The sequence below is a fragment of the Bradyrhizobium sp. SZCCHNS3002 genome, from assembly GCF_032377435.1.
Lineage (GTDB): Bacteria > Pseudomonadota > Alphaproteobacteria > Rhizobiales > Xanthobacteraceae > Bradyrhizobium.
The window spans coordinates 109,575-129,795 of record NZ_JAUHHY010000007.1; the positions used below are offsets into that span (position 1 = coordinate 109,575).

General features: G+C 65.6%; 22 protein-coding genes and 1 tRNA gene. 8 read left to right on the forward strand and 15 right to left on the reverse strand.

All coding sequences use genetic code 11. From position 1 onward, the window contains the following. Nucleotides 1–131: 131 nt before the first annotated feature. The 3 genes from carB to QW845_RS16645 form a co-directional block, all read right to left on the reverse strand. Nucleotides 132–3,596 (reverse strand): carbamoyl-phosphate synthase large subunit, encoded by a 3,465-nt coding sequence (gene carB / locus QW845_RS16635; RefSeq protein WP_315802639.1) that lies wholly within the window; start codon nucleotides 3,594–3,596, stop codon nucleotides 132–134. A gap of 234 nt (nucleotides 3,597–3,830) precedes the next feature. After that, a tRNA-OTHER gene (locus tag QW845_RS16640) sits at nucleotides 3,831–3,907 on the reverse strand. 107 nt (nucleotides 3,908–4,014) lie between these two features. Further along, a complete protein-coding gene (locus QW845_RS16645; protein ID WP_315802640.1) occupies nucleotides 4,015–4,719 on the reverse strand; it encodes a class I SAM-dependent methyltransferase in 705 nt (234 codons plus the stop codon). Nucleotides 4,720–4,827: 108 nt separating this feature from the next. Here QW845_RS16645 and QW845_RS16650 point away from each other — a divergent pair, with 108 nt between their 5' ends. Continuing rightward, the gene (locus QW845_RS16650) at nucleotides 4,828–5,355 is read left to right on the forward strand and encodes a DNA starvation/stationary phase protection protein (protein ID WP_315802641.1); all 528 of its coding nucleotides are present in this window, start codon (nucleotides 4,828–4,830) and stop codon (nucleotides 5,353–5,355) included. 72 nt (nucleotides 5,356–5,427) lie between these two features. On the opposite strand, the gene QW845_RS16655 is transcribed toward QW845_RS16650, so the two are convergent. The 4 genes from QW845_RS16655 to QW845_RS16670 form a co-directional block, all read right to left on the reverse strand. Next, nucleotides 5,428–6,219: a sulfite exporter TauE/SafE family protein gene (locus QW845_RS16655; RefSeq protein WP_315802864.1), complete on the reverse strand. Its 792-nt coding sequence runs from the start codon at nucleotides 6,217–6,219 to the stop codon at nucleotides 5,428–5,430. A gap of 107 nt (nucleotides 6,220–6,326) precedes the next feature. Continuing rightward, nucleotides 6,327–7,220 carry an MBL fold metallo-hydrolase gene (locus QW845_RS16660; protein WP_315802642.1) on the reverse strand — a complete coding sequence of 298 codons (894 nt, stop codon included), beginning with the start codon at nucleotides 7,218–7,220 and terminating at the stop codon, nucleotides 6,327–6,329. 11 nt (nucleotides 7,221–7,231) lie between these two features. Continuing rightward, the gene (locus QW845_RS16665; RefSeq protein ID WP_315802643.1) at nucleotides 7,232–7,684 is read right to left on the reverse strand and encodes a DUF6691 family protein; all 453 of its coding nucleotides are present in this window, start codon (nucleotides 7,682–7,684) and stop codon (nucleotides 7,232–7,234) included. 6 nt (nucleotides 7,685–7,690) lie between these two features. Next, nucleotides 7,691–8,146: a YeeE/YedE family protein gene (locus tag QW845_RS16670; RefSeq protein WP_409997930.1), complete on the reverse strand. Its 456-nt coding sequence runs from the start codon at nucleotides 8,144–8,146 to the stop codon at nucleotides 7,691–7,693. A 59-nt stretch (nucleotides 8,147–8,205) separates the two neighbouring features. Between QW845_RS16670 and QW845_RS16675 the strand changes: the two genes are divergently transcribed. Next, the gene (locus QW845_RS16675) at nucleotides 8,206–8,532 is read left to right on the forward strand and encodes a metalloregulator ArsR/SmtB family transcription factor (RefSeq protein ID WP_315802866.1); all 327 of its coding nucleotides are present in this window, start codon (nucleotides 8,206–8,208) and stop codon (nucleotides 8,530–8,532) included. Here QW845_RS16675 and QW845_RS16680 read toward each other — a convergent pair whose 3' ends face one another. The 3 genes from QW845_RS16680 to carA all read right to left on the reverse strand — a co-directional run bounded on the left by QW845_RS16680 (nucleotide 8,533) and on the right by carA (nucleotide 10,974). Further along, nucleotides 8,533–9,075 (reverse strand): cupin domain-containing protein, encoded by a 543-nt coding sequence (locus QW845_RS16680; protein ID WP_315802644.1) that lies wholly within the window; start codon nucleotides 9,073–9,075, stop codon nucleotides 8,533–8,535. It abuts the gene before it with no gap. Between the two features lie 63 nt (nucleotides 9,076–9,138). Further along, complete coding sequence (locus QW845_RS16685) at nucleotides 9,139–9,630, reverse strand: PaaI family thioesterase (RefSeq protein WP_315802645.1); 492 nt, start codon at nucleotides 9,628–9,630, stop codon at nucleotides 9,139–9,141. 147 nt (nucleotides 9,631–9,777) lie between these two features. Further along, complete coding sequence (gene carA / locus QW845_RS16690) at nucleotides 9,778–10,974, reverse strand: glutamine-hydrolyzing carbamoyl-phosphate synthase small subunit (RefSeq protein WP_315802646.1); 1,197 nt, start codon at nucleotides 10,972–10,974, stop codon at nucleotides 9,778–9,780. A 191-nt stretch (nucleotides 10,975–11,165) separates the two neighbouring features. On the opposite strand from carA, the gene QW845_RS16695 reads away from it, so the two are divergent. The 4 genes from QW845_RS16695 to QW845_RS16710 all read left to right on the forward strand — a co-directional run bounded on the left by QW845_RS16695 (nucleotide 11,166) and on the right by QW845_RS16710 (nucleotide 15,211). After that, nucleotides 11,166–11,621, forward strand: a complete 456-nt coding sequence (locus tag QW845_RS16695) for a GatB/YqeY domain-containing protein (protein ID WP_315717508.1) — start codon at nucleotides 11,166–11,168, stop codon at nucleotides 11,619–11,621. A 315-nt stretch (nucleotides 11,622–11,936) separates the two neighbouring features. Further along, complete coding sequence (locus QW845_RS16700; protein WP_315802647.1) at nucleotides 11,937–13,544, forward strand: acyl-CoA synthetase; 1,608 nt, start codon at nucleotides 11,937–11,939, stop codon at nucleotides 13,542–13,544. 355 nt (nucleotides 13,545–13,899) lie between these two features. After that, the gene (locus QW845_RS16705) at nucleotides 13,900–14,676 is read left to right on the forward strand and encodes a DUF2189 domain-containing protein (protein WP_315802648.1); all 777 of its coding nucleotides are present in this window, start codon (nucleotides 13,900–13,902) and stop codon (nucleotides 14,674–14,676) included. 112 nt (nucleotides 14,677–14,788) lie between these two features. Further along, nucleotides 14,789–15,211, forward strand: a complete 423-nt coding sequence (locus QW845_RS16710) for a hypothetical protein (protein WP_315802649.1) — start codon at nucleotides 14,789–14,791, stop codon at nucleotides 15,209–15,211. A 13-nt stretch (nucleotides 15,212–15,224) separates the two neighbouring features. On the opposite strand, the gene QW845_RS16715 is transcribed toward QW845_RS16710, so the two are convergent. Both QW845_RS16715 and QW845_RS16720 read right to left on the reverse strand, forming a co-directional pair. Beyond that, entirely contained in the window at nucleotides 15,225–15,764 is a 540-nt protein-coding gene (locus tag QW845_RS16715) for an SRPBCC family protein (protein WP_315802650.1), read from the reverse strand. Continuing rightward, the gene (locus QW845_RS16720) at nucleotides 15,757–16,071 is read right to left on the reverse strand and encodes a metalloregulator ArsR/SmtB family transcription factor (protein WP_315802651.1); all 315 of its coding nucleotides are present in this window, start codon (nucleotides 16,069–16,071) and stop codon (nucleotides 15,757–15,759) included. The genes QW845_RS16715 and QW845_RS16720 overlap by 8 nt, the downstream gene beginning before the upstream one ends. Nucleotides 16,072–16,213: 142 nt before the next feature. Here QW845_RS16720 and QW845_RS16725 point away from each other — a divergent pair, with 142 nt between their 5' ends. After that, nucleotides 16,214–16,834 carry a LysE family translocator gene (locus QW845_RS16725; RefSeq protein WP_315802652.1) on the forward strand — a complete coding sequence of 207 codons (621 nt, stop codon included), beginning with the start codon at nucleotides 16,214–16,216 and terminating at the stop codon, nucleotides 16,832–16,834. A 74-nt stretch (nucleotides 16,835–16,908) separates the two neighbouring features. Here the strand turns inward: QW845_RS16725 and QW845_RS16730 are convergent, their stop codons facing one another. Next, entirely contained in the window at nucleotides 16,909–17,745 is an 837-nt protein-coding gene (locus QW845_RS16730; protein ID WP_315802653.1) for a PhzF family phenazine biosynthesis protein, read from the reverse strand. 25 nt (nucleotides 17,746–17,770) lie between these two features. Beyond that, on the reverse strand, nucleotides 17,771–17,974 hold the full coding sequence (locus QW845_RS16735; RefSeq protein WP_315802654.1) for a hypothetical protein: 204 nt from the start codon (nucleotides 17,972–17,974) through the stop codon (nucleotides 17,771–17,773). Nucleotides 17,975–18,000: 26 nt separating this feature from the next. Between QW845_RS16735 and QW845_RS16740 the strand changes: the two genes are divergently transcribed. Beyond that, a complete protein-coding gene (locus tag QW845_RS16740) occupies nucleotides 18,001–19,410 on the forward strand; it encodes a PLP-dependent aminotransferase family protein (RefSeq protein ID WP_315802655.1) in 1,410 nt (469 codons plus the stop codon). Between the two features lie 4 nt (nucleotides 19,411–19,414). Here QW845_RS16740 and QW845_RS16745 read toward each other — a convergent pair whose 3' ends face one another. Further along, the gene (locus QW845_RS16745; protein WP_315802656.1) at nucleotides 19,415–20,218 is read right to left on the reverse strand and encodes an N-formylglutamate amidohydrolase; all 804 of its coding nucleotides are present in this window, start codon (nucleotides 20,216–20,218) and stop codon (nucleotides 19,415–19,417) included. Nucleotides 20,219–20,221 lie beyond the last annotated feature (3 nt).

The following is a 20,221-nucleotide window of genomic DNA, read 5'->3' on the forward strand; positions in this document are numbered from 1 at the left end:
CAAAGCCTGAAGGCCCGGCAAGACCGTCCCGTCAAAGGCCGGTACAACATCGAACGGGGCGGCGAGTTCCTGAAAGCTTCTATTGCCGATTGTTGCCAACCGCTTAGCGGGCGTTCGCCCGCGCGCTGCGATTAGTTTTCGGAAAAGTAACTCTGCAGGGTGCGGACCTCAAGGTCTCCCCCGAGATAGGCACGGATGCCTTGCGCGGCCGCCACGGCACCCGAAAGAGTGGTGTAATACGGCACTTTATGCAAGAGGGCAGCGCGCCGCAGCGAGCGGCTGTCAGCCAGCGCTTGCGGGCCTTCGGTGGTGTTGAAGACCAGCTGGATGTCGCCATTGGTGATGGCGTCCACGATGTGCGGCCGTCCCTCCAGCACCTTGTTGATCTTCTCGGTCGGCACGCCCTGGTCGGTCAGGAAACGCTGGGTGCCGGACGTCGCCACCACCTTGAAGCCGAGTTCGTGGAGCATCCGCACCACCTCCGTGATGCGCGCCTTGTCGCTTTCACGCACCGACACGAACACCGTGCCTTTGCGCGGCACGCGTGTGCCGCCCCCAAGCTGGCTCTTGGCGAACGCCACGGCGAACGAGCGGTCGATGCCCATCACCTCGCCGGTGGAGCGCATCTCCGGGCCGAGCACGGTGTCGACGCCGGGGAAGCGGGCGAACGGGAAGACCGATTCCTTGACCCCGACATGCTTGAGCGCGCGCTTTGTCAGCCCGAAATCGGCGAGCTTCTCGCCCGCCATGATCCGGGCCGCGATCTTGGCGACCGGCGTGCCAACCACCTTGGCGACGAAGGGCACCGTGCGCGAGGCGCGCGGGTTGACCTCGAGCACGTAGATCGTGCCGTCCTTGATCGCATATTGCACGTTCATCAGGCCGACGACGTCGAGCCCGAGCGCCAGCTCGCGGGTCTGCCGCTCCAGCTCGGCGATGGTCGCCTCGTCGAGCGAATGCGGCGGCAGCGAGCAGGCGGAGTCGCCGGAATGGATACCGGCCTCCTCGATGTGCTCCATGATGCCGACGATGAAGGTGTCCTTGCCGTCGGACAGGCAGTCCACATCGATCTCGGTGGCGTCGGACAGGTAGCGGTCGAACAGCAGCGGGTTCTTGCCCAGCACCGTGTTGATCTGGCCGGTCTTGTCGTTGGGATAGCGCGCCTTGACGTCGGCAGGCACCAGCTCCGGCAGGGTGCCGAGCAGGTAGTCGCTGAGCTGGTTGTCCTCGCGGATGATCTGCATCGCGCGGCCGCCGAGCACATAGGACGGACGCACCACCAGCGGCAGGCCGAGATCGGCCGCCACCAGGCGCGCCTGCTCGACCGAGTAGGCGATGCCGTTCTTCGGCTGCTTCAGATGCAGCTTGTCGAGGATGCGCTTGAAGCGGTCGCGGTCCTCGGCCAGGTCGATGGCCTCAGGCGAGGTGCCGAGGATCGGTACCTCGGCGGCTTCGAGCGCGCGCGCGAGCTTCAGCGGCGTCTGGCCGCCGAACTGCACGATGACGCCATGCACGGTGCCGTTCTTGCGCTCGGTGGCGATGATCTCGAGCACGTCCTCGGCCGTCAGCGGCTCGAAATACAGCCGGTCGGCGGTGTCGTAGTCGGTCGAGACCGTCTCCGGATTGCAGTTGACCATGATGGTCTCGTAGCCGGCATCGGCCAGCGCGAAACAGGCATGGCAGCAGCAATAGTCGAACTCGATGCCCTGGCCGATCCGGTTCGGGCCGCCGCCGAGAATGATGACCTTCTTCTTGTCCGACGGCGCGCTCTCGTCGCCGAGTCGGCCTGCAAACGGCGTCTCATAGCTCGAATACATGTAGGCGGTCGGCGAAGCGAACTCCGCCGCGCAAGTGTCGATTCGCTTGAACGCTGGACGGACGCCGAGCGCCTGCCGCTTGGCGGCGACCTCGGCTTCGGTGGTGTTGGCGAGCACCGCGAGCCGCGCGTCGGAGAAGCCCATCGCCTTCAGCGTGCGCATGCCGCTCGCGTTCGGCGGCAGGCCGTGGCGGCGGACCTTGTCCTCCATCTCGACGATTCCACGCATCTGCGCCAGGAACCATGGATCGATCTTGCAGGAGTTGAAGATGTCCTCGTCCGACCAGCCGAGGCGCATCGCCTGGGCGACCTGGAGCAGGCGGTTCGGGGTCGGCGTGCCCAGGGCGGCGCGGATCGCATTCTTGTCGTCGCCGCGGCCGAGCCCCTCGATGTCGATCTCGTCGAGGCCGGTGAGACCGGTCTCGAGACCGCGCAGCGCCTTCTGCAGGCTCTCCTGGAAGGTGCGGCCGATCGCCATGACTTCGCCGACCGACTTCATCGAGGTGGTCAGCGTGGTCGACGCGCCCGGGAATTTCTCGAAGGCGAACCGCGGAATCTTGGTGACGACGTAGTCGATGGTCGGCTCGAACGACGCCGGGGTCGCGCCGCCGGTGATGTCGTTGGCGATCTCGTCCAGCGTGTAGCCGACCGCGAGCTTGGCCGCGACCTTGGCGATCGGGAAGCCGGTGGCCTTCGAGGCCAAGGCCGAGGAGCGCGACACGCGCGGGTTCATCTCGATCACGACCATGCGGCCGTCGGCCGGGTTGACGCCGAACTGCACATTGGAGCCGCCGGTCTCGACGCCGATCTCGCGCAGCACCGCCAGCGAGGCGTCGCGCATGATCTGATATTCCTTGTCGGTCAAGGTCAGCGCCGGCGCGACCGTGATGGAGTCGCCGGTGTGCACGCCCATCGGATCGAGATTCTCGATCGAGCAGACGATGATGCAGTTGTCCTTCTTGTCGCGGACGACCTCCATCTCGTACTCCTTCCACCCGAGCACCGATTCCTCGATCAGCACTTCGTTGGTGGGGGAGGCATCGAGACCACGCTCGATGATGTCGAGATACTCTTCCTTGTTGTAGGCGATGCCGCCACCGGTGCCGCCCATGGTGAAGGACGGACGGATGATCGCGGGCAGGCCGATCTCGGACAGCGCCATCAGCGCCTGTCCCAGCGCATGCTCCTGATAGCGCTTGCGGCGCTCGTTCTCGCCGAGCGTCCATTGCCGGTCGAGTTCGTCGCGCGCGGCGCCCGACAGCGTCTCGCGCTCGGCCAGATATTTGTCGCGATATTGTTTCTTCAGCGCCGACGCATTGGCGAGCCGCGACTTCGGCGTCTGCAGCCCGATCTTCTCCATCGCGTTGCGGAAGAGCTGGCGGTCCTCGGCCTTGTCGATCGCGTCAGCCGTGGCGCCGATCATCTCGACGTCGAACTTCTCCAGCGTCCCCTGCCGGCGCAGCGACAGCGCGCAGTTCAGCGCGGTCTGCCCGCCCATGGTCGGCAGCAGCGCGAAACCGCCGGGGATGATGTGGCGTTCCTTCTCGATGATCTTGGCGACGATCTCCGGCGTGATCGGCTCGATATAGGTCGCATCGGCCAATTCCGGATCGGTCATGATCGTGGCCGGATTGGAATTGACGAGGACGACGCGATAGCCCTCCTCCTTCAGCGCCTTCACCGCCTGCGTACCGGAATAGTCGAATTCGCAGGCCTGGCCGATCACGATCGGACCGGCGCCAATGATCAGGATGGTCGAGATGTCGGTTCGTTTCGGCATTCAAGCTCACGGGCAAGAAACGGCAGAGAATTGGGCACAAAAAAAGGGCGCGCGTGCTGCGCGTCCCCGAAGGCCAAGGGCCAAGGCGCGACCAGTGCTCGCGCGCGAGCGGTCTTTAGACCAGTTTCCTCTGAGCGAAAAGGGTTTTGGCCCGAAATCAACGGTCAAATTGGCCGGAGCTGGCGGAAGGGCGGCGGATGGCTCGCAGAGCCGAAGCCGCGCAGCGGCGAAGGCTGGAGGCCCGGCCTGGACTTGAACCAGGTTCAAGAGCGTTGCACCGCTCTTCGCGTCGTAGCTTCCGCCACCGGGCCGGGAATGATCTTACCTCTCACGGCCGCGTGAGCCAGCCCGTGTTTCAGTTAACCCTAATCCGGTTGCTCGATGTTGGGCCAGCGCGCGGGCTGGTCGGCTCGGCCGGTCACGCGGTTCCCGTCACCGGCTGCGCCACGAAGGTCATGCGCCAGGGATTGTGGCCGATATTCTTCGGCGCTCGGACAGCGCTGAGGCCGGCCTTCTTCAGCCGAGCCAGGATCTCGGCCTCGCTGTAGCGCTGCAGGCCGACCTTCGTCCGCAGCTGCCGGTAATCGGACAGGGCAGTGGCGACCAGCCCGACCATGGCATCCTTGAGGAAGCCGTCCCGTGCGGCGAACATCAGCAGCGCGAGCACGTCGCGGCCCATGCCAACGTCCGGGCGCAGGACGTCGCCGAGGACGAACTTTCCGGACGGCTTCAGCAGCCGCCTGATCACGGCCAGGGCTGCGTCGAATTCCGCCTCGCTCATGTACTGTGCCACGGAGTTCATGACGACGAGGTCGATCGAGCCCTCCTGCATGTTGCGCAGTTCGTCCAGCGAGCGCACGCGGATCTTGGTGTTGGGGGCGAAACGCGCGATCAGCCGGCCGCGCACGCCCGGCGCCGGCTCGGCCAGGATCAGCGTCATGCAGGCGTCGGCGACCTTGGCGGCCGATAAGGCTTCTCCGCAGGAATAGTCGAGAACGACCGCGTCGGGCGAGGGGATATAGCCGACGATGTCGCGCGCAATCGCCTGGAAGTGCAGGTCGCGATGCAGCTTGCTCGCATAGATCGTGTGCGTGGAATCGTAATAGTCGATCCAGTCGTCCATGGCGGGTTCCGGCAAACACAGTTCCTTGATGGGAACTTGGGGGGTCAGCGAGCGTTAACGGGTCCGATCACCCGTGTCCATCGCTGCTTCTAACAGGAAGGCTGACCCGTGAGTAAAGCAAAGACCGACAAGACCGCCCCCGAGCTCGATACCCCGACCGATCTGTCGCCGGACGCCGTGAACAAGATTTCGACGGCGTTGAACACGCTGCTTGCCGATGCGTTCGCGCTTTACCTTAAGACCAAGAATTTCCACTGGCACGTCAGCGGCCGACACTTCCATGACTATCACCTGATGCTCGACGAGCAGTCGGACGCGATCTTCGCCACAACGGACCAGCTCGCCGAGCGAGTTCGCAAGCTCGGCGGTACCACGGTCAAGTCGATCGGCCAGATCAGCAAGCTGCAGACCATCAAGGACAACAACGAGGAGTATGTGCCGCCGCGCGAGATGTTGCGGGAGTTGATGGAGGACAACAAGCACATGGCGGCCGCGATGCGCAAGGCGCACGAGCTGTGCGACGACAATGACGATCCGGCCACCGCGGGATTGCTGGAGACCTTCATCGACGAGACAGAGCGCCGCACCTGGTTCTTGTTCGAAGCCAGCCGCCAGGAAGGCAGCAACGCGGCATAAGCGGGCCCGCGTCGAGTTGAGGTCCGGGCGCGCTGCGAGCACGTGGTGCGCCCGTCCAGTCTCGATGCCGCGCTATGTGGAGTGGCCGAGTGCCGACCAGCTCCGGTAGATCATGTAAGCCGCCACCACGAACACCACACTGGCAAACACCTTGTTCAGGGTGCCGCGCGTGCCGGACAGGCGAGCGGCCAGCTTGGCACCGACCAGGCCACCGGCGATGCCGGCGACGAGAAAGGTCGCCGCCAGTGCCCAGTCGACCAGCCCCGACAGCGCGTAGTTCGCCGCGGTCGTCAGTCCGAACGCCGTGACGGACACGAGCGAGGAGCCGATCGCGTAGAGGATCGGCATGCCTGTCGCAAACATCAGAGCCGGAACGATCAGGAAGCCGCCGCCGATGCCGAAGAAGCCGGACAGCGTTCCCGTGCCGAAGCCGAATGCCACTAGCGGCAAAAGATTGTCGCGCGAAAGCTTGACGTCCAGCTGGCTGTTCGTGCCGCGCTTGCGCAGCATCAAGAGTCCGATCACGATCATGACCAGGGCGAACAGCAGCAGCAGCTTCTGACCGTCGACCATCTTGCCGAGCGTCGAGCCAGCGAAGGCGCCGACCACGCCCGTTGCAGCAAACACCAGCGCACAAGGCCATTTGACGTTGCCGGAGCGGGCATGATTGGCGAGATTGGCCGCCGCGTTGATCGCCACGGCGACCGCGCTCGTGCCGATCGCGACGTGGGGATTGCCGACGCCTACCAGATACACCATGAGCGGCACGGCCAGCACCGATCCGCCCCCGCCGATCAGGCCGAGCGTGAATCCGACGAAAGAGCCGGACAGCGAGCCGAGCGCAAGCTCGGCAGCGGACAAGATCATCCTGCGATGCTCCAGAGTGGCGTGCCGCGCCGGTGCCCGGCCGCTGCCAAATGGGAAAGCCGAGCCGCGACGTCTGCCGCGTGCTCGGTGGGGCGAGGGGTGTCTTAGAGTGCGTTGAGCGGCACTTTCAGGAAGCGCCGGCCGTCCTGATCGGGCGTCGGCAGCCGTCCCGCCTTCATGTTCACCTGCAGGGAGGGGATGATCAGTCTGGGCATGTCCAAGGTGCGGTCGCGCGCCTCGCGGGCGGCAACGAACTGATCCTCGGTGATGCCGTCGCGGACGTGGATGTTGTTCGCGCGCTGCTCGGCCACCGTCGTTTCCCAGCGGATGTCGCGGCCGTTTGGACCGTAGTCGTGGCACATGAACAGCCGCGTCGCGTCAGGCAGGTCCAGCACGCGGCGGATCGAGCGATACAGCGTGCGCGCATCGCCGCCAGGAAAGTCGGCCCGTGCCGAGCCGCCATCCGGCATGAACAGCGTGTCGCCGACGAAGGCGGCGTCTCCGATCACATGGGTCATGCAGGCCGGCGTGTGACCCGGCGTATGCATGGCGAAGGCGGTCATTGCGCCGATCCGGTAGCTGTCTCCATCATGGAACAGGCGGTCGAACTGGCTGCCGTCGCGCTGAAACTCGGTGCCTTCGTTGAAGATCTTGCCGAAGGTCTCCTGCACCATCCTGATGTTGGCGCCGATGCCGATCCTGCCGCCCAGCCGGGACTGGATGTAGGGCGCAGCCGACAGATGGTCGGCATGGACATGGGTCTCGATCAGCCAGTCCAGTTGCCAGCCGCGATCCTCGATCAGGCGGATGATTCCGTCGGCCGAATGCGGCGCGATGCGCCCCGAGGCATAGTCGATGTCCATGACTGAATCGATCACGGCGCAGGCCCGCGAGCCTGGGTCCTTGACCACGTAGCTGACGGTGTTGGTGGCGGGGTCGAAGAACGGTGTGACCTCGGGTTTCACCGACAGGTCGACCGGATGTGGCATGCCGGGCATTCAATCCTTCCTCATTCTGAAGTGACCGCGGCGAGCGAGGGCCGGCGGCGCGAGAGCATGCGGGCTGCGGCCATTCCGATCATCATGGCCGTGACGAACAGGACGACGGCAGGCGAGCCGTAGCCGAGCGCCACGAAGGCCGGGCCCGGGCAGATGCCGGCGAGGCCCCAGCCGATGCCGAAGATCGCAGGGCCGGTTGCGATCCGCCAATCCAGCACTTGCGAGGATGGCAGGTGAAATTGGTCACCGAGGACGGGACGCCGGCGCCGGAAAACCAATCGGAAGCCGATGAAGGCGACGCCCACTGCTCCAGCCATCACCAGGATCAGGCTCGGATCCCAGCCGCCGGAGCGGATCGCGGCGAAATCGAGGAAGTCGAGCACCTTCTCCGGATTGGACATGCCCGAGAGCAGCAGCCCGAGGCCGAAGACGAGGCCGACGGTGAACTGGATGAAGATGATCATGGCGCCTCACAGCACGTGGCGAACGAGGAAGGTGGTCGCGACCGCGGTGGCCATGAACACCAGCGTGGCGACGATCGAGCGAGGCGACAGGCTGGCGATGCCGCAGACGCCATGACCCGAGGTGCAGCCGTTGCCCCAGACCGCCCCGAAGCCGACCAGCAGCCCGGCTGCAACCATATCGATCGGACCGACCTCCAGCTTCAGCGGCGGCAGGCTCCCGCTGACGATGCGGACTGCAAGGGCGGCCGCGACCAGGCCGCCTATGAAGGCGAGCCGGCCAGCGAGGGCGCTGTCCCAGGGCGGCAACAGCCGCGCGGCAATGCCGCTGACGCCGGCGATGCGGCCGGTCAGGCCCATCAGCATGACGGCTGCAGCGCCGATGAGGGCGCCGCCTGCGAGCGCCGTGACCGCTGTATACTCCGTGATCATATCGTCCTTGATTCCCTCGTCAGGGGGGGGCATGTTGCAATCGGCTATCATGTGCATTATTGCATATATACGAAAATTAAGAAGTAACAATGATGACAACACAGGCCAGGCGCAAAACCCGTGAGGCCATGGTGGCGGCGCTCGACGTCAAGGCGGAGGAGGCGGCGGGCCTGCTCGCTGCCATGGCGAATTCGAAGCGCCTCATGGTGCTCTGCAACCTCATCGACGGCGAGCGCGCGGTCGGCGATCTCGCCGAGCAGGTCGGGTTGCGACAGGCGGCGCTGTCGCAGCATCTCGCCAAGATGCGCGCGCTGGATCTCGTCGCCACCCGGCGCGATGGCCAGACGATCTACTATCGGCTGGCGAGCCGCGAGGTCCGCGAGATCCTGCAGACACTGTATCGGCTGTATTGCGCCTGATCAGCGCGCCTGGTGCCACAGGCGCGTCAGTGGGCCGCCCGCACCGAGAACGGGATCGGTCGCGGGCAGCGGTACCGCCGGGATCGTCTTCAGGGCGCGCGCGTGGTTCTCCGGCGTCGGCCGCGTGATCTGCATCTTTGGTCCGGGCGGATAGGCGCCGACGATGCAGAAATCGCTGCTGGCGGAGATGCATTGATGTCCGGTGCCCGCCGGCAGGATGGCGACGTCGCCTGCCCGAAGCTCCAGTTCCCGACCGCGGTCGCCGCCGAAGCGGACCCGCGCCGTTCCGCTGGCGACGCCCAGCGCCTCATGCACGGTCGCATGATAGTGCAGATAGTCGTGGACTCCGTTGCGCCACATGTCGCCCCAGCCATTGGCGGCGAACATGCGCTCGATGTCGGCCGCCGGATCGGTGCTATCCAGATCGATGACGGCCTCGTAGACCAGGAACGGCAGCGGATTGTTGGGCACGAGGCCGTCGTCCGTGAATACGATGCCGAGCGGTTCGCTTGTCTTGACGCGTGGCGAGGGGGCGGCAGGCATGGCGACCTCGGAAAAAGATGAGCCTCACCCCCATCAACCGGCTTGCGCGGCCGCCGTTCCGGCTCACGCCTTGGGCAGTTCGAACACTAGGCAAGTCGTGGTGGCGTGCGCCAGCAGCCGCCCTCGTGAATCGGCGATGCGTGCTTCGGCGGTCGCGGCGCGGCGTCCGAACGACAGCGTCCTGCCCTCCGTTCTCACGGTGCCGGTGGATTCGGTCATTGCCTTGATGAAGGAGACCTTGAATTCCAGCGTGGTGTAACCGCTGCCCTGCGGGCACATCGTGTGGACGGCGAGCCCCATCGCGGAATCCAGCAGGATCGCGGCGTAGCCGCCGTGCACCGAGCCGATCGGATTGTAGTGCCGCAAGGCCGGAACGCTGTGCATGACGACCTGGCCGGGCTCTGCGCTGCAGTCAAACGGCGCGACGGTCTGCATGATCGGCGGCAGCGGCAAAGTCCCGGCAAAGATGCCGCGCACGAAATCGAGCCCGGGCATCGACGCCAGCACCGCCAGCGGCGCCACGCCGAAGTCACCGCGCAAATCCGTCTCGCTCATGTTGTCGACCTCCAAGGTATGACATCTATCATATAAATGCTGTGCGAAAAGATCGAGGGCAATACCGACGCAGGCGATCACATGATTGCGGACAGAAAAATGCCCGGGACCAGCCCGGGCATTTCGAATTGTCTGGAGTCACCGGCCTCAGGCTGCGCTGCGCTTCTTCTCGCGCATCAGCTCGCCAAAGCGTTGAAACAGATAGTGCGAGTCGCGCGGGCCGGGCGAAGCTTCCGGGTGATACTGCACCGAGAACACCGGCTTGCCCTCGAGCTGGATGCCGCAATTCGAGCCGTCGAACAGCGAGATGTGGGTCTGCGTCGCGCCCGATGGCAGCGTATCCTGGTCGACAGCGAAGCCATGGTTCATCGAGGTGATCTCGACCTTGCCGGTGGTCTCGTCCTTGACCGGATGATTGGCGCCGTGATGGCCCTGATGCATCTTCTTGGTCTTGGCGCCGACCGCAAGTCCGAGCATTTGATGGCCGAGGCAGATGCCGAAGGTTGGCGTGCCCGATGAAATCACCTGCTGAATGACCGGCACGGCATATTTGCCGGTCGCCGCGGGATCGCCCGGTCCGTTCGACAGGAACACGCCGTCCGGCTTCATCGCCAGGATGTCCTCGGCCGGCGTCGTCGCCGGCACCACCGTCACCTTGCAGCCGACGCCGGCGAGCAGGCGCAGGATGTTGCGCTTGATGCCGTAGTCGATCGCGACGACGTTGAACTCCGGCTTGGTCTGCTGGCCGAAGCCCTCGTTCCACACCCAGGGGGTCTCGTCCCAGGTGAAGCGCTGGGCGGAAGTCACCATCGGCACGAGGTCCATGCCCTCCAGGCCCGGCCACTCCCGCGCTTCCTTCTTCAGGGCGTCGAGGTCGAAATGGCCGTCCCTGGCATGCGCGATCACGGCGTTCGGCATGCCCTTGGAGCGGATCAGCGCGGTCAGCGCCCTTGTGTCGATGCCGGACAGCCCGATGATCCCGCGCGCGCGCAGCCACTGGTCGAGATGGCGCGTGGCGCGGTAGTTCGATGGGTCGGTGATCGCCGTGCGCAGGATCACCCCGCGCGCGCCCGGCGTCGCCGCCATGTTCACCGTCTCGATATCCTCGTCGTTGGTGCCGACATTGCCGATATGCGGGAAGGTGAAGGTGATGAGCTGGCCGGCATAGGACGGATCGGTCAGGATCTCCTCGTAGCCGGTCATTGCGGTGTTGAAGCAGACCTCGCCCACCGCGTGGCCCTCGGCGCCGAGGCCGTAGCCTTCCAGCACCGTTCCATCGGCGAGCACGAGGAGCGCGGTCGGTTTATGGTCCGGCCAGGCGGCGTCAGTATCGATGTGTGTCATGAGGCCTCTACATAGTGCCCCTGGCGAGCGGCGTCAAAGCGGGAAGCGAGCGATTCACACGCGATTTCGGTCAATTTGCACGGAGAATGGCCTGGTTTACGAGTGAACGGCCGGAACGTATGCGGAACCGAGTTGTCTCGCCGGGACGAACCGCCTAGACCAGCCGCAACGGAATTCGAGAGGGCAAGATCATGCTGCGCGACGACATCAACAATGCGGTCAAGGAGGCGATGAAGGCCAAGGACGAGCGCAAGCTGTCCACCCTGCGCATGGTCAACTCGACCTTGAAGAACGCCGACATCGCCGCGCGCGGCGAAGGCAAGCCGCCCTTGACCGACGCTGACGTGCTCGCGGTGCTGCAGAAGATGATCAAGCAGCGTCAGGAATCGGTCGAGCTGTATGAAAAGGGCGGCCGCGCCGAGCTCGCCGCCGGCGAGCGCGAGGAAATCGCGGTCATCTCGGCCTATCTGCCGAAGCAGATGAGCGACGACGAGGTGAAGACCGCCATCTCCGCTGCGGTCGCCGAGACTGGCGCCGCCGGCATGAAGGACATGGGCAAGGTGATCGCCGTGCTGAAGGCGAAGTATACCGGCCAGATGGATTTCGCCAAGGCGAGCGCGCTGGTGAAGGCGGCGCTGTCGGGCTAGCCACCGCCTATTTTTGCGCACGGCGCGAGCCGCACGGGCAGTGCGCTCCCTCTCCCCGTTCTTCACGGGGAGAGGGTTGGGGTGAGGGGCAGACGCACGGGAAGTGCTGGTGGTGAGACCTGTACCCCCCCTGTACCCCCTCACCCGGATTGCATCTTCGATGCAATCCGACCTCTCCCCCGCATCCGCCTTCGCTCTTCGAGCTACGGCGGACAAGAGCGGGGTGACGTTAAGGAGACCGTGCAAGCGCCCATGCAATCGCCAGCTCATGGGCGAAGCGCTTGAACTAACAACCGAGAGGGAAACGCCTCCTCCATGCTCAAGGAAACGTCCGACTACGAACAGCTCACGCGCGACTTCCGCTGGGACATTCCGGCGCAGTTCAACATCGCGGTCGCGACCTGCGATCGCCACGCCGACGGCTCCAGGCGACTGGCGCTGATCGTCGTCGAGGAGGACGGCGCCGCACGGCGCGTGTCGTTCGATGAGCTGCGCGACTATTCCTGCCGCTTCGCCAACGTATTGAAGGCCGATGGTCTCGCGCAGGGCGACCGCGTCGCGGTGTTCCTGTCGCAGTCGCTGGAGCTGCCGATCGTCCATTTGGCGGCGTTTCGCGCCGGTCTCGTCTCGGTGCCGCTGTTCACGCTGTTCGGCGAGGACGCGCTGCAATTCCGGCTGCAGAACTCCGGCGCCAAGGTCGTCGTCACCGACACCACGGGCTTTGCGAAGCTTGCGCGCATTCGCGACCATCTGCCGGAGCTCAAGACGATCTATGTCACTGACGGCGACGGCCTCGGCGCCCGGCCATTCTGGCCGGCGCTGGAGCGCGCCTCGGATCAATTCCCGACCGTCGCCACGTCAAGCGACGACCCTGCCATCATCATTTACACCTCGGGCACGACCGGTAACCCGAAGGGCGCGCTGCACGCCCATCGCGTGCTGCTCGGACATCTGCCCAATGTCGAGATGGTGCACGGCTTCCTGCCGAAGCCCGGCGACGTCATGTGGACGCCAGCGGATTGGGCCTGGATCGGCGGCCTGTTCGACGCGCTGTTTCCCGCCTGGTATCACGCGGTGCCGGTGGTGGGGTATCGCGCGAAGAAGTTCGAGCCGCAGGCCGCAATGCAACTGATGGCGGACTACGCCGTCCGCAACGTGTTCCTGCCGCCGACGGCGCTGAAGCTGATGCGCCAGGCCAACGTCAAGCACGAGGGGGTCCGGCTGCGCAGCATCCTCACCGGCGGCGAGTCGCTCGGCGCCGAGCTGCTCGACTGGGTGCGCGCGACTTTCGGCATCGATGCGCACGAGATCTACGGCCAGACCGAGTGCAATCTCGTGGTCGGCAACAATGCAAAGCTGTTTCCGATCCGGCCGGGCTCGATGGGCAAGGCGACGCCCGGCTTCCAGGTTCTGATCGTCAACGACAAGGGCGAGGAGCTGCCGCGCGGCGAGAGGGGCATCATCGGCGTGCGCCAGCCCAACCCCTGCACCATGATAGAATATTGGCGCAATCCGGAGGCGACGCGGAAGAAGTTCGCGGGCGACGTGCTGCTGACCGGCGATCTCGGCACCCAGGATGACGACGGCTATTTCTGGTATGCGAGCCGCGAGGACGACGTCATCACGTCGGCCGGGTATCGCATCGGCCCGGCGGAAATCGAGGACACGCTGCTCAAGCATCCGGCGGTCGCGCTGGCGGCCGTCGTGGGCATTCCCGACCCGGTGCGCACCGAGGCCATCAAGGCGTGGATCGTGCTGCGGCCCGGCTTCGTTGCAAATGACACGCTATCGCGAGAGATCCAGGACTTCGTCAAGGTGAAGCTCGCCGCGCATGAATACCCCCGCCACGTTGAATTCACCGACACCCTGCCGATGACGGCGACCGGCAAGGTGCTGCGGCGGGAGTTGAGGGCGCGGGGGTAGGGGCGGCGGTCCGACCGCCTTTTCGTCGGTAGTCGCTGAGATGTAAAGCAAGGTGGCGCGGCACGCTCGGTGCACCTCGCCCCGCTTGCGGGGAAGGTCGGATTGCATCGTCAGATGCAATCCGGGTGAGGGGGGACAGGTCTCGCCACGGACACTTCCCGTGCGTTTGCCCCTTACCCCAACCCTCACCCCGTAAGAACGGGAGAGGGAGCATACCGTCCGTGCTGTGAGAGCTTCATCGTCGGACGAGATGTGAAGGTCACGCCCTTATCCTCTGCCTACAAGTTGAAATTGAAATCCCCGCCCTCCCGCTGTTAGCATCGGTGCAAAGAACAACAGTCTGGAGGGTACGCCGATGACCGCATCCGTCTCGGGACGATCCGATCCTGTGGTGCGCCGCATCACCACGGCCGATATTGCCGAGGCCTTGACGCAAGGCCTCCGCGATTTTCAGGTTCAGCCCATGTTCGGCCTTGCTTTCGGGCTGATCTACGTGCTCGGCGGCATCAGCATCGTGCTGTGCGTCACCGCCTTCGGCATGGTCTACTTGGCCTATCCGTTGGCCGCGGGGTTTGCGCTGATTGGCCCGTTCGTCGCGATCGGTCTCTATGAGGTCAGCCGCCGCCGCGAACTCGGCCAGCCGATGTCCTATGGCGGGATCTGGCGCACGATCACTTCGCGCGGCGAGATCGGCTGGATGGCGTTCGTGACGCTATTCTTCTTCATCATCTGGATGTACCAGGTGCGCCTCCTGATCGCGCTGCTGCTCGGGCTCAATGCTTCTTTCTCCAGCATCAGGGAGTTCATGACCGTGGTGCTGACGACCAACGAAGGTCTGCTCTTCCTCGCGATCGGCAATCTCGACGGCGCCGCCCTGTCGCTGGTGCTGTTCTCGCTCACGGTCGTGTCGTTTCCGCTGCTGCTGGAGCGCGACGTCGATTTCGTGACGGCGATGATCACCAGCGTGCGCGCGGTCGTGACCAGTCCCGGCCCGATGATCGGCTGGGCCGCCGTCATCACCGTGCTGCTGATCATCTCGGCATTGCCGTACTTCCTGGGACTGCTGGTCACCGTGCCGGTGCTGGGCCATGCGACCTGGCATCTGTACCGCCGGATCGTAGCTCCGGCGTAAGGCAAGGGCGAGCCGCGACGAAGGTTCGATGGAGCATTGACGCCCTCGAACGGGCTCGTTTCGAAACGCGGCTCGCCGGTGGTCCTTCCGGCGCCAATATCGGAGGAGAATGATGCCGGACAACATCGCGTTGTTTGCCACGATCGTCTTGTTGCTGCCAATGTTCTATCTGCTGCTGGCCGCGCCGGCCTTTCTGCTGGTGCGGCTCGACATCGTGCCGGTCACCCGGCTCCTGCGCGGCATGTTCGACTCCTACTTCGTGGCGCTTTCGATCGCTGGTGGCATCGGCGCGCTGGTCGTTCTGGCCGACGGTCGCCCCGTTCTGGGGCTGGGCATTGGCCTGATCGCGGCGTTCGCGCTGCTCTCGCGCCGCTGGTTTCTGCGGCAGATGGACGCGCGCATCCGCGACAGGGATTCCGGCGATGCGACGGCCGTGCGTCGGCTGCGCCGGTTACATTGGGGTGGCATGCTGAGCAATGCGGTCCAGGTCGGCGTTGTTCTCGCCAGCATCCCACAGATCGCTGCGGTATCGTAGCAGGCCTTGTCGTTCAAGGCACTGCAATCCCCATCGCCTTCAGGGCCGCCAGCATGCGCGTCGGCGGCGTCATCTTCACCGCGAGCGGCTTGCCGGTCTCGAGCACGCTCTTGAGGCTCGACAGGATGGCCGGCCAGCCCTGGCGCCCGCCGGACAGGATGTCGTCGGAGAGCGGCCGCTCATGCGCTTCGGTCATCGTGAGACGGACGGCGTCGCCAGCCGGTTCGATCTCGTAGGTCACGAGCGTGCGGCCCAGTGCGTCGACGAGGCCCGGCCAGTTGACATCCCACGTGACCGTCAGCCGGTACGGCGGCTCGCAGACGATCACCTGGCCGCTGATGTGCTCGGAGCCGTCGGGCGCGCGCACGATGAAGGCGCCGCCCGCCTTCAGCTCGGCTTCAATCGCGAAGCCGAAGAAATATTGCCGGCTGAACTCGGCCGAGGTCAGCGCCTGCCACACCTTCTCCGGCGTCGCCGCGATGTAGATCGTGTACACCGTCTCCGGCTTGAAGTGCGCAAGATCGACGGCGTGGGTCTCCTTCGGCTCAGTCATCCCGTTCCTCCAATCGCTTCTTCAATTCACCGAGCGCGACGAGCTTGGCGCGCTCGAATTTCCTGATCCAGCGGTCGCCGATCTGGTGGATCGGCAGCGGATTGAGGAAGTGCAGCTTCTCGCGGCCGTGCCGGAGCGTCGTGACCAGATTGGCCGCTTCCAGAATCGCCAGGTGCTTGGTCACCGCCTGCCGCGTCATGGCGAGGCCGTCGCAGAGCTCGGTCAAGGTCTGGCCGTTCCGCGCATGAAGCCTGTCGAGCAGCGCCCGCCGCGACGCATCCGCCAGCGCCTTGAAGACGTCGTCCATTTGATGAAGAATAGGCAACCAAAAGGTTGCGTGTCAAGCGGAGCGCTGCAAGTTGTTCGACTTGGAATACGTCGAGATGTTGCAGCTTCCCTCTGCCGACATGCCGTGCATTAGTGACATCTCATCCACATCGAGGCGCCTCATGTCCCTGCAAGTCTATATCGCCTTCGTTGCCGCCTGCATCGGGCTTGCGCTGCTGCCCGGTCCCGTCGTGACGCTGCTGATCGCCAACGGTCTGCGTCACGGAACCCGTGCCGCGTTGATCAATATCGCCGGCGTGCAGACCGGGCTTGCGATCGCGATCGGCATCGTCGCTGTCGGCCTGACATCGCTGATGGCGACCATGGGCTATTGGTTCGAATGGGTGCGGCTGATCGGCGCGGCCTATCTGGTGTGGCTCGGCATTCAGCTCATCCGCTCGCCGATCGAGGGGATCTCGGCGGGCGAGGAGCCGCCTCCGCCGCCGCGCGGCGGCTTCTTCCTGCAGGGCTTGCTGGTGCTGCTGTCGAACCCGAAGGTGATGGTGTTCTTCGGGGCGTTCCTGCCGCAGTTCATGGACATGGGCCGGGATCACGTGCCGCAGGTCGGATTGCTCGGCGTCACCTTCATGGTGATCGCGGGTCTCACCGACGCGATCTATGCGCTGCTCGCGGGCCGTGCGCGAAAACTGTTCTCGGCCAGGCGGACCCGGCTGGTGTCGCGCATCTCCGGCGGCTTCATGATCGGGGGCGGGGTCTGGCTGGCGCTGACGCGGGCGCGGTGAGCCCGCATTGAGTTTAGGGCCTGCTCTCACCCCGGAGGGCCCGGGGGGGGGGGAGGGAGGAGGGGCCGCCGGCGTTACAGGCTGATCGTCCCCTTCACCACCGGCGCGACGTCGCCGCCGATCCAGATCGTGTCGCCGTCCTGCGCGACATGGACGCGGCCGGCGCGGCCGAGCACGGTGCCCTGGGACGCAACATATTGCTTCGGAGCAATTCCGGCTCCGATCAGCCATTGCGCCAGGCTTGCATTGAGGCTGCCCGTCACCGGGTCCTCGCCGCCGCCCCACATGAAGCCGCGGACCTCGTAGTCGGCATCCGTGCCATCCTGCGCTCGATCCCATGGTGCGACCACGCCGATCGGCTGTTGCGGCAGCGCCGCCGGATTTAAGCGGATGTCGAGCAGCGCGCGGCGCGAGTCGAGGAGCACGCCGATCCAGCCCGGGCCGTTGTCGACCCACTGCACGGCGCGCATCGCGCTCGATTGGATGCCGAGCGCTGCTGCGATCCTGCTGGTCAGTTCGGCATCGACTTGGCCGGAGCGCCTGAGCGGCGGGGCTGCGAAGGCGAGCCGCTCTCCGTCGCGCCTGATGCGCACGAGGCCCGCGCCGCATTCCTGCACCACGTGTTCGCCCTTCGGCCGGCCGCCGAGCGCGAGCCATACGTGGCACGAGCCGAGCGTCGGATGGCCTGCAAAAGGCAGCTCGCGCTGCGGGGTGAAGATGCGCACGCGATAATCAGCGCCCGGATCCTGGGCACGCGACAGGAAGGTGGTCTCGGACAGGTTGGTCCAGTTGGCGATCGCCCGCATCGCCGCATCGTCGAGGCCGTCGGCCTCGGCGATCACGGCAAGCGGGTTGCCCTTGAAGGCCACCTTGGAGAACACGTCGACTTGATGGAACGGAAGCGTCGGCATTTCGGTGTCCTCCTCGACGTCGTTGTCAGTCGCGCCAGAACGGCTTGTTGGCCTCTTCCTGGACGATCGCCGGATCAAGGCCGCAGTCGCGCATCTGGTCGCGATCCAGCATTGCCAGTTCGGACCGCCAGAACAGGCGCTGCAGCCAGAGTTGCGGCACCCCGAGCAAATTGCTCTTTCCGTGGGCAACTTGCGGAGTTGCCCAACGCTGCGCCAGGGAATATGCCATGAGTAACCTATTGCTCTTCAATTGCGTTGTTCGAAGAGCAATCGCGCCATCCATATCTCGGTGCAATCGAAACATTGCTCTCGGTACAATATAGCATGAATGCTTCGTATACGGCCCTGGTCGACGACATCGCCGAGGACATCGCCAACGGCAGGCTGAAGGCCGGTGACCGGCTGCCGCCGCAGCGCCAGTTCGCCTATGAGCGGGGAATTGCCGCATCCACGGCAGCCCGCGTCTATGCCGAATTATTGCGCAGGGGCCTGGTCGTGGGCGAGGTCGGGCGCGGCACCTTCGTCGCGGGTGAGGCGGTGCCGGTGCCACCCTCGCTGCGGCTGGAGCCGTTCGACGGCCGCATCGATCTCGAATTCAATTTTCCGACCCTGCCGGATCAGGCGGCCCTGATCGCGAAGTCGCTGGCCGCGTGGCAGCGGCCGGAGAAGCTGGCGCCGGTGCTGGCGCCGATCACGCAGCGCCGGCTGGCCGAGGCCGGGCGCACCGCCGCGGCCTTCTTCGCCAGCGAGCGCTGGCGCCCGCGTGCGGAAAATTTCGTTTTCGCCGGCAGCGGGCGGCAGTCGCTGGCTGCGGCGATCTCGGCGCTGGTGCCGGTCGGCGGCCGGCTCGGCGTCGAGGCCGTGACCTATCCGATGATCAAGGGCATCGCGGCGCGGCTCGGCGTCACCCTGGTGCCGCTCGCGATGGACGGCGAGGGCATCCGTCCGGAGGCGCTGACCAAGGCGCATCGCAGCAGCGCGCTCAACGCGATCTACATCCAGCCGGTGATGCAGAATCCGCTCGGCCTGACGATGAGCGAGGCGAGGCGCGAGGAGATCGTGCGTCTGGTGCGCAAGCACGAGCTGATGATCATCGAGGATCTGGTCTACGGCTTCCTCAGCGATCAGGTCTCGCTGGCGACGCAGGCCGAGGAGCGCGTCGTCGTGGTCGACAGCCTTGCCAAGCGGCTCGCGCCGGGGATTGCCGTCGGCTTTCTCTACGTGCCGGCAAGCATGCGCGAAAAATTCGCCGCCACGGTGCGCACCGGGGCCTGGTCGGTGACGTCGCTGGCGCTGGCCGCCGGCATGGGGCTGCTCGCCGACGGCACGGCGGCCGAGATCACCAGGCGCAAGCGCGCCGATGCGCTGGTGCGCCAGGCGATCGTCGCCGAGTGCCTCGCCGGCCATCACATCGAGGCCGATCCGCGCTCCTACCATGTCTGGCTGCACCTGCCGGAGGGCTGGCGCGCGGAAGCCTTGACGGCCGCAGCAGCCCGTGCCGGCATCGCGATCACCCCGGCGAGCGCCTTTGCAGTGGCGCACGGTCATTCACCGAACGCGGTAAGGCTCGCGCTCGGCCTGCCAAGCCACGAGGATCTGCGCACAGCTCTGTGGCGGCTTGCCGGATTGCTGTCGCATCACGACGCCTCCGACATGACAGAGTAGCAGGCTACGCGAGGCCCTTGCTGCGCAGCTCGGCCTCGATCTCGCCGAGAATGCGGATCAGCCGCTCGGCCCAGCGCTGCTGGCCCTCGGGCTCGGCGATTTCGTTCTGACGAATCTCGATGCCGGAATTGATCAGCCCGCGCGCCTCGCCATGCACGGGGATGGTGTAGTCGGTGCCGTCGCCGACCGCATAGGGCTGATTGTCGCCCACCACGAGATCGGGCTCGGCCCGCAGCGCCTTCAACAGCAGCGGCGGCAGCACACGGTCGTGCTGATACAGCGTGCCGATGTGCCAGGGCCGCCCGATGCCGGCATAGACGGGCGTGAAGCTGTGCAGCGAGACGAGAATGGTCGGCCGCCCCGCGACCTTGCGCGCATCGAGCACCGCGGTGATGCGGTCGTGATAGGGATCGAAGATGGCGCGCCGCCGCAGCTCGGCGTCCTCATGCGTCAGGCCCTCATTGCCGGGGATCGTGGTGCGCTCGCTGATCATCGGAATCGCGTTCGGCGCCTTCGGCGAGCGGTTGCAGTCGATCACCAGCCGCGAATAGCGCTGCGCGATCAGATGCGCATCGAGCGCGCGCGACACGGCCTCCGCCACGCCGGCGATGCCGATGTCCCAGGCGATGTGCCGCTCCAGTTCGCTCTCGTCGAGGCCGAGATTACCGAGCGCCCGCGGCAGCAGGCGGCCGTAATGATCGCAGGTGAAGACCAGCGCGGAGGCGCCATCCTGGTTCTGCTCGTAGACCGGCGGAACTTCGTCGCCCTGAAGGAGTCTTTTCGTATCGGTCGCGCGCGGCTGATTCATGAT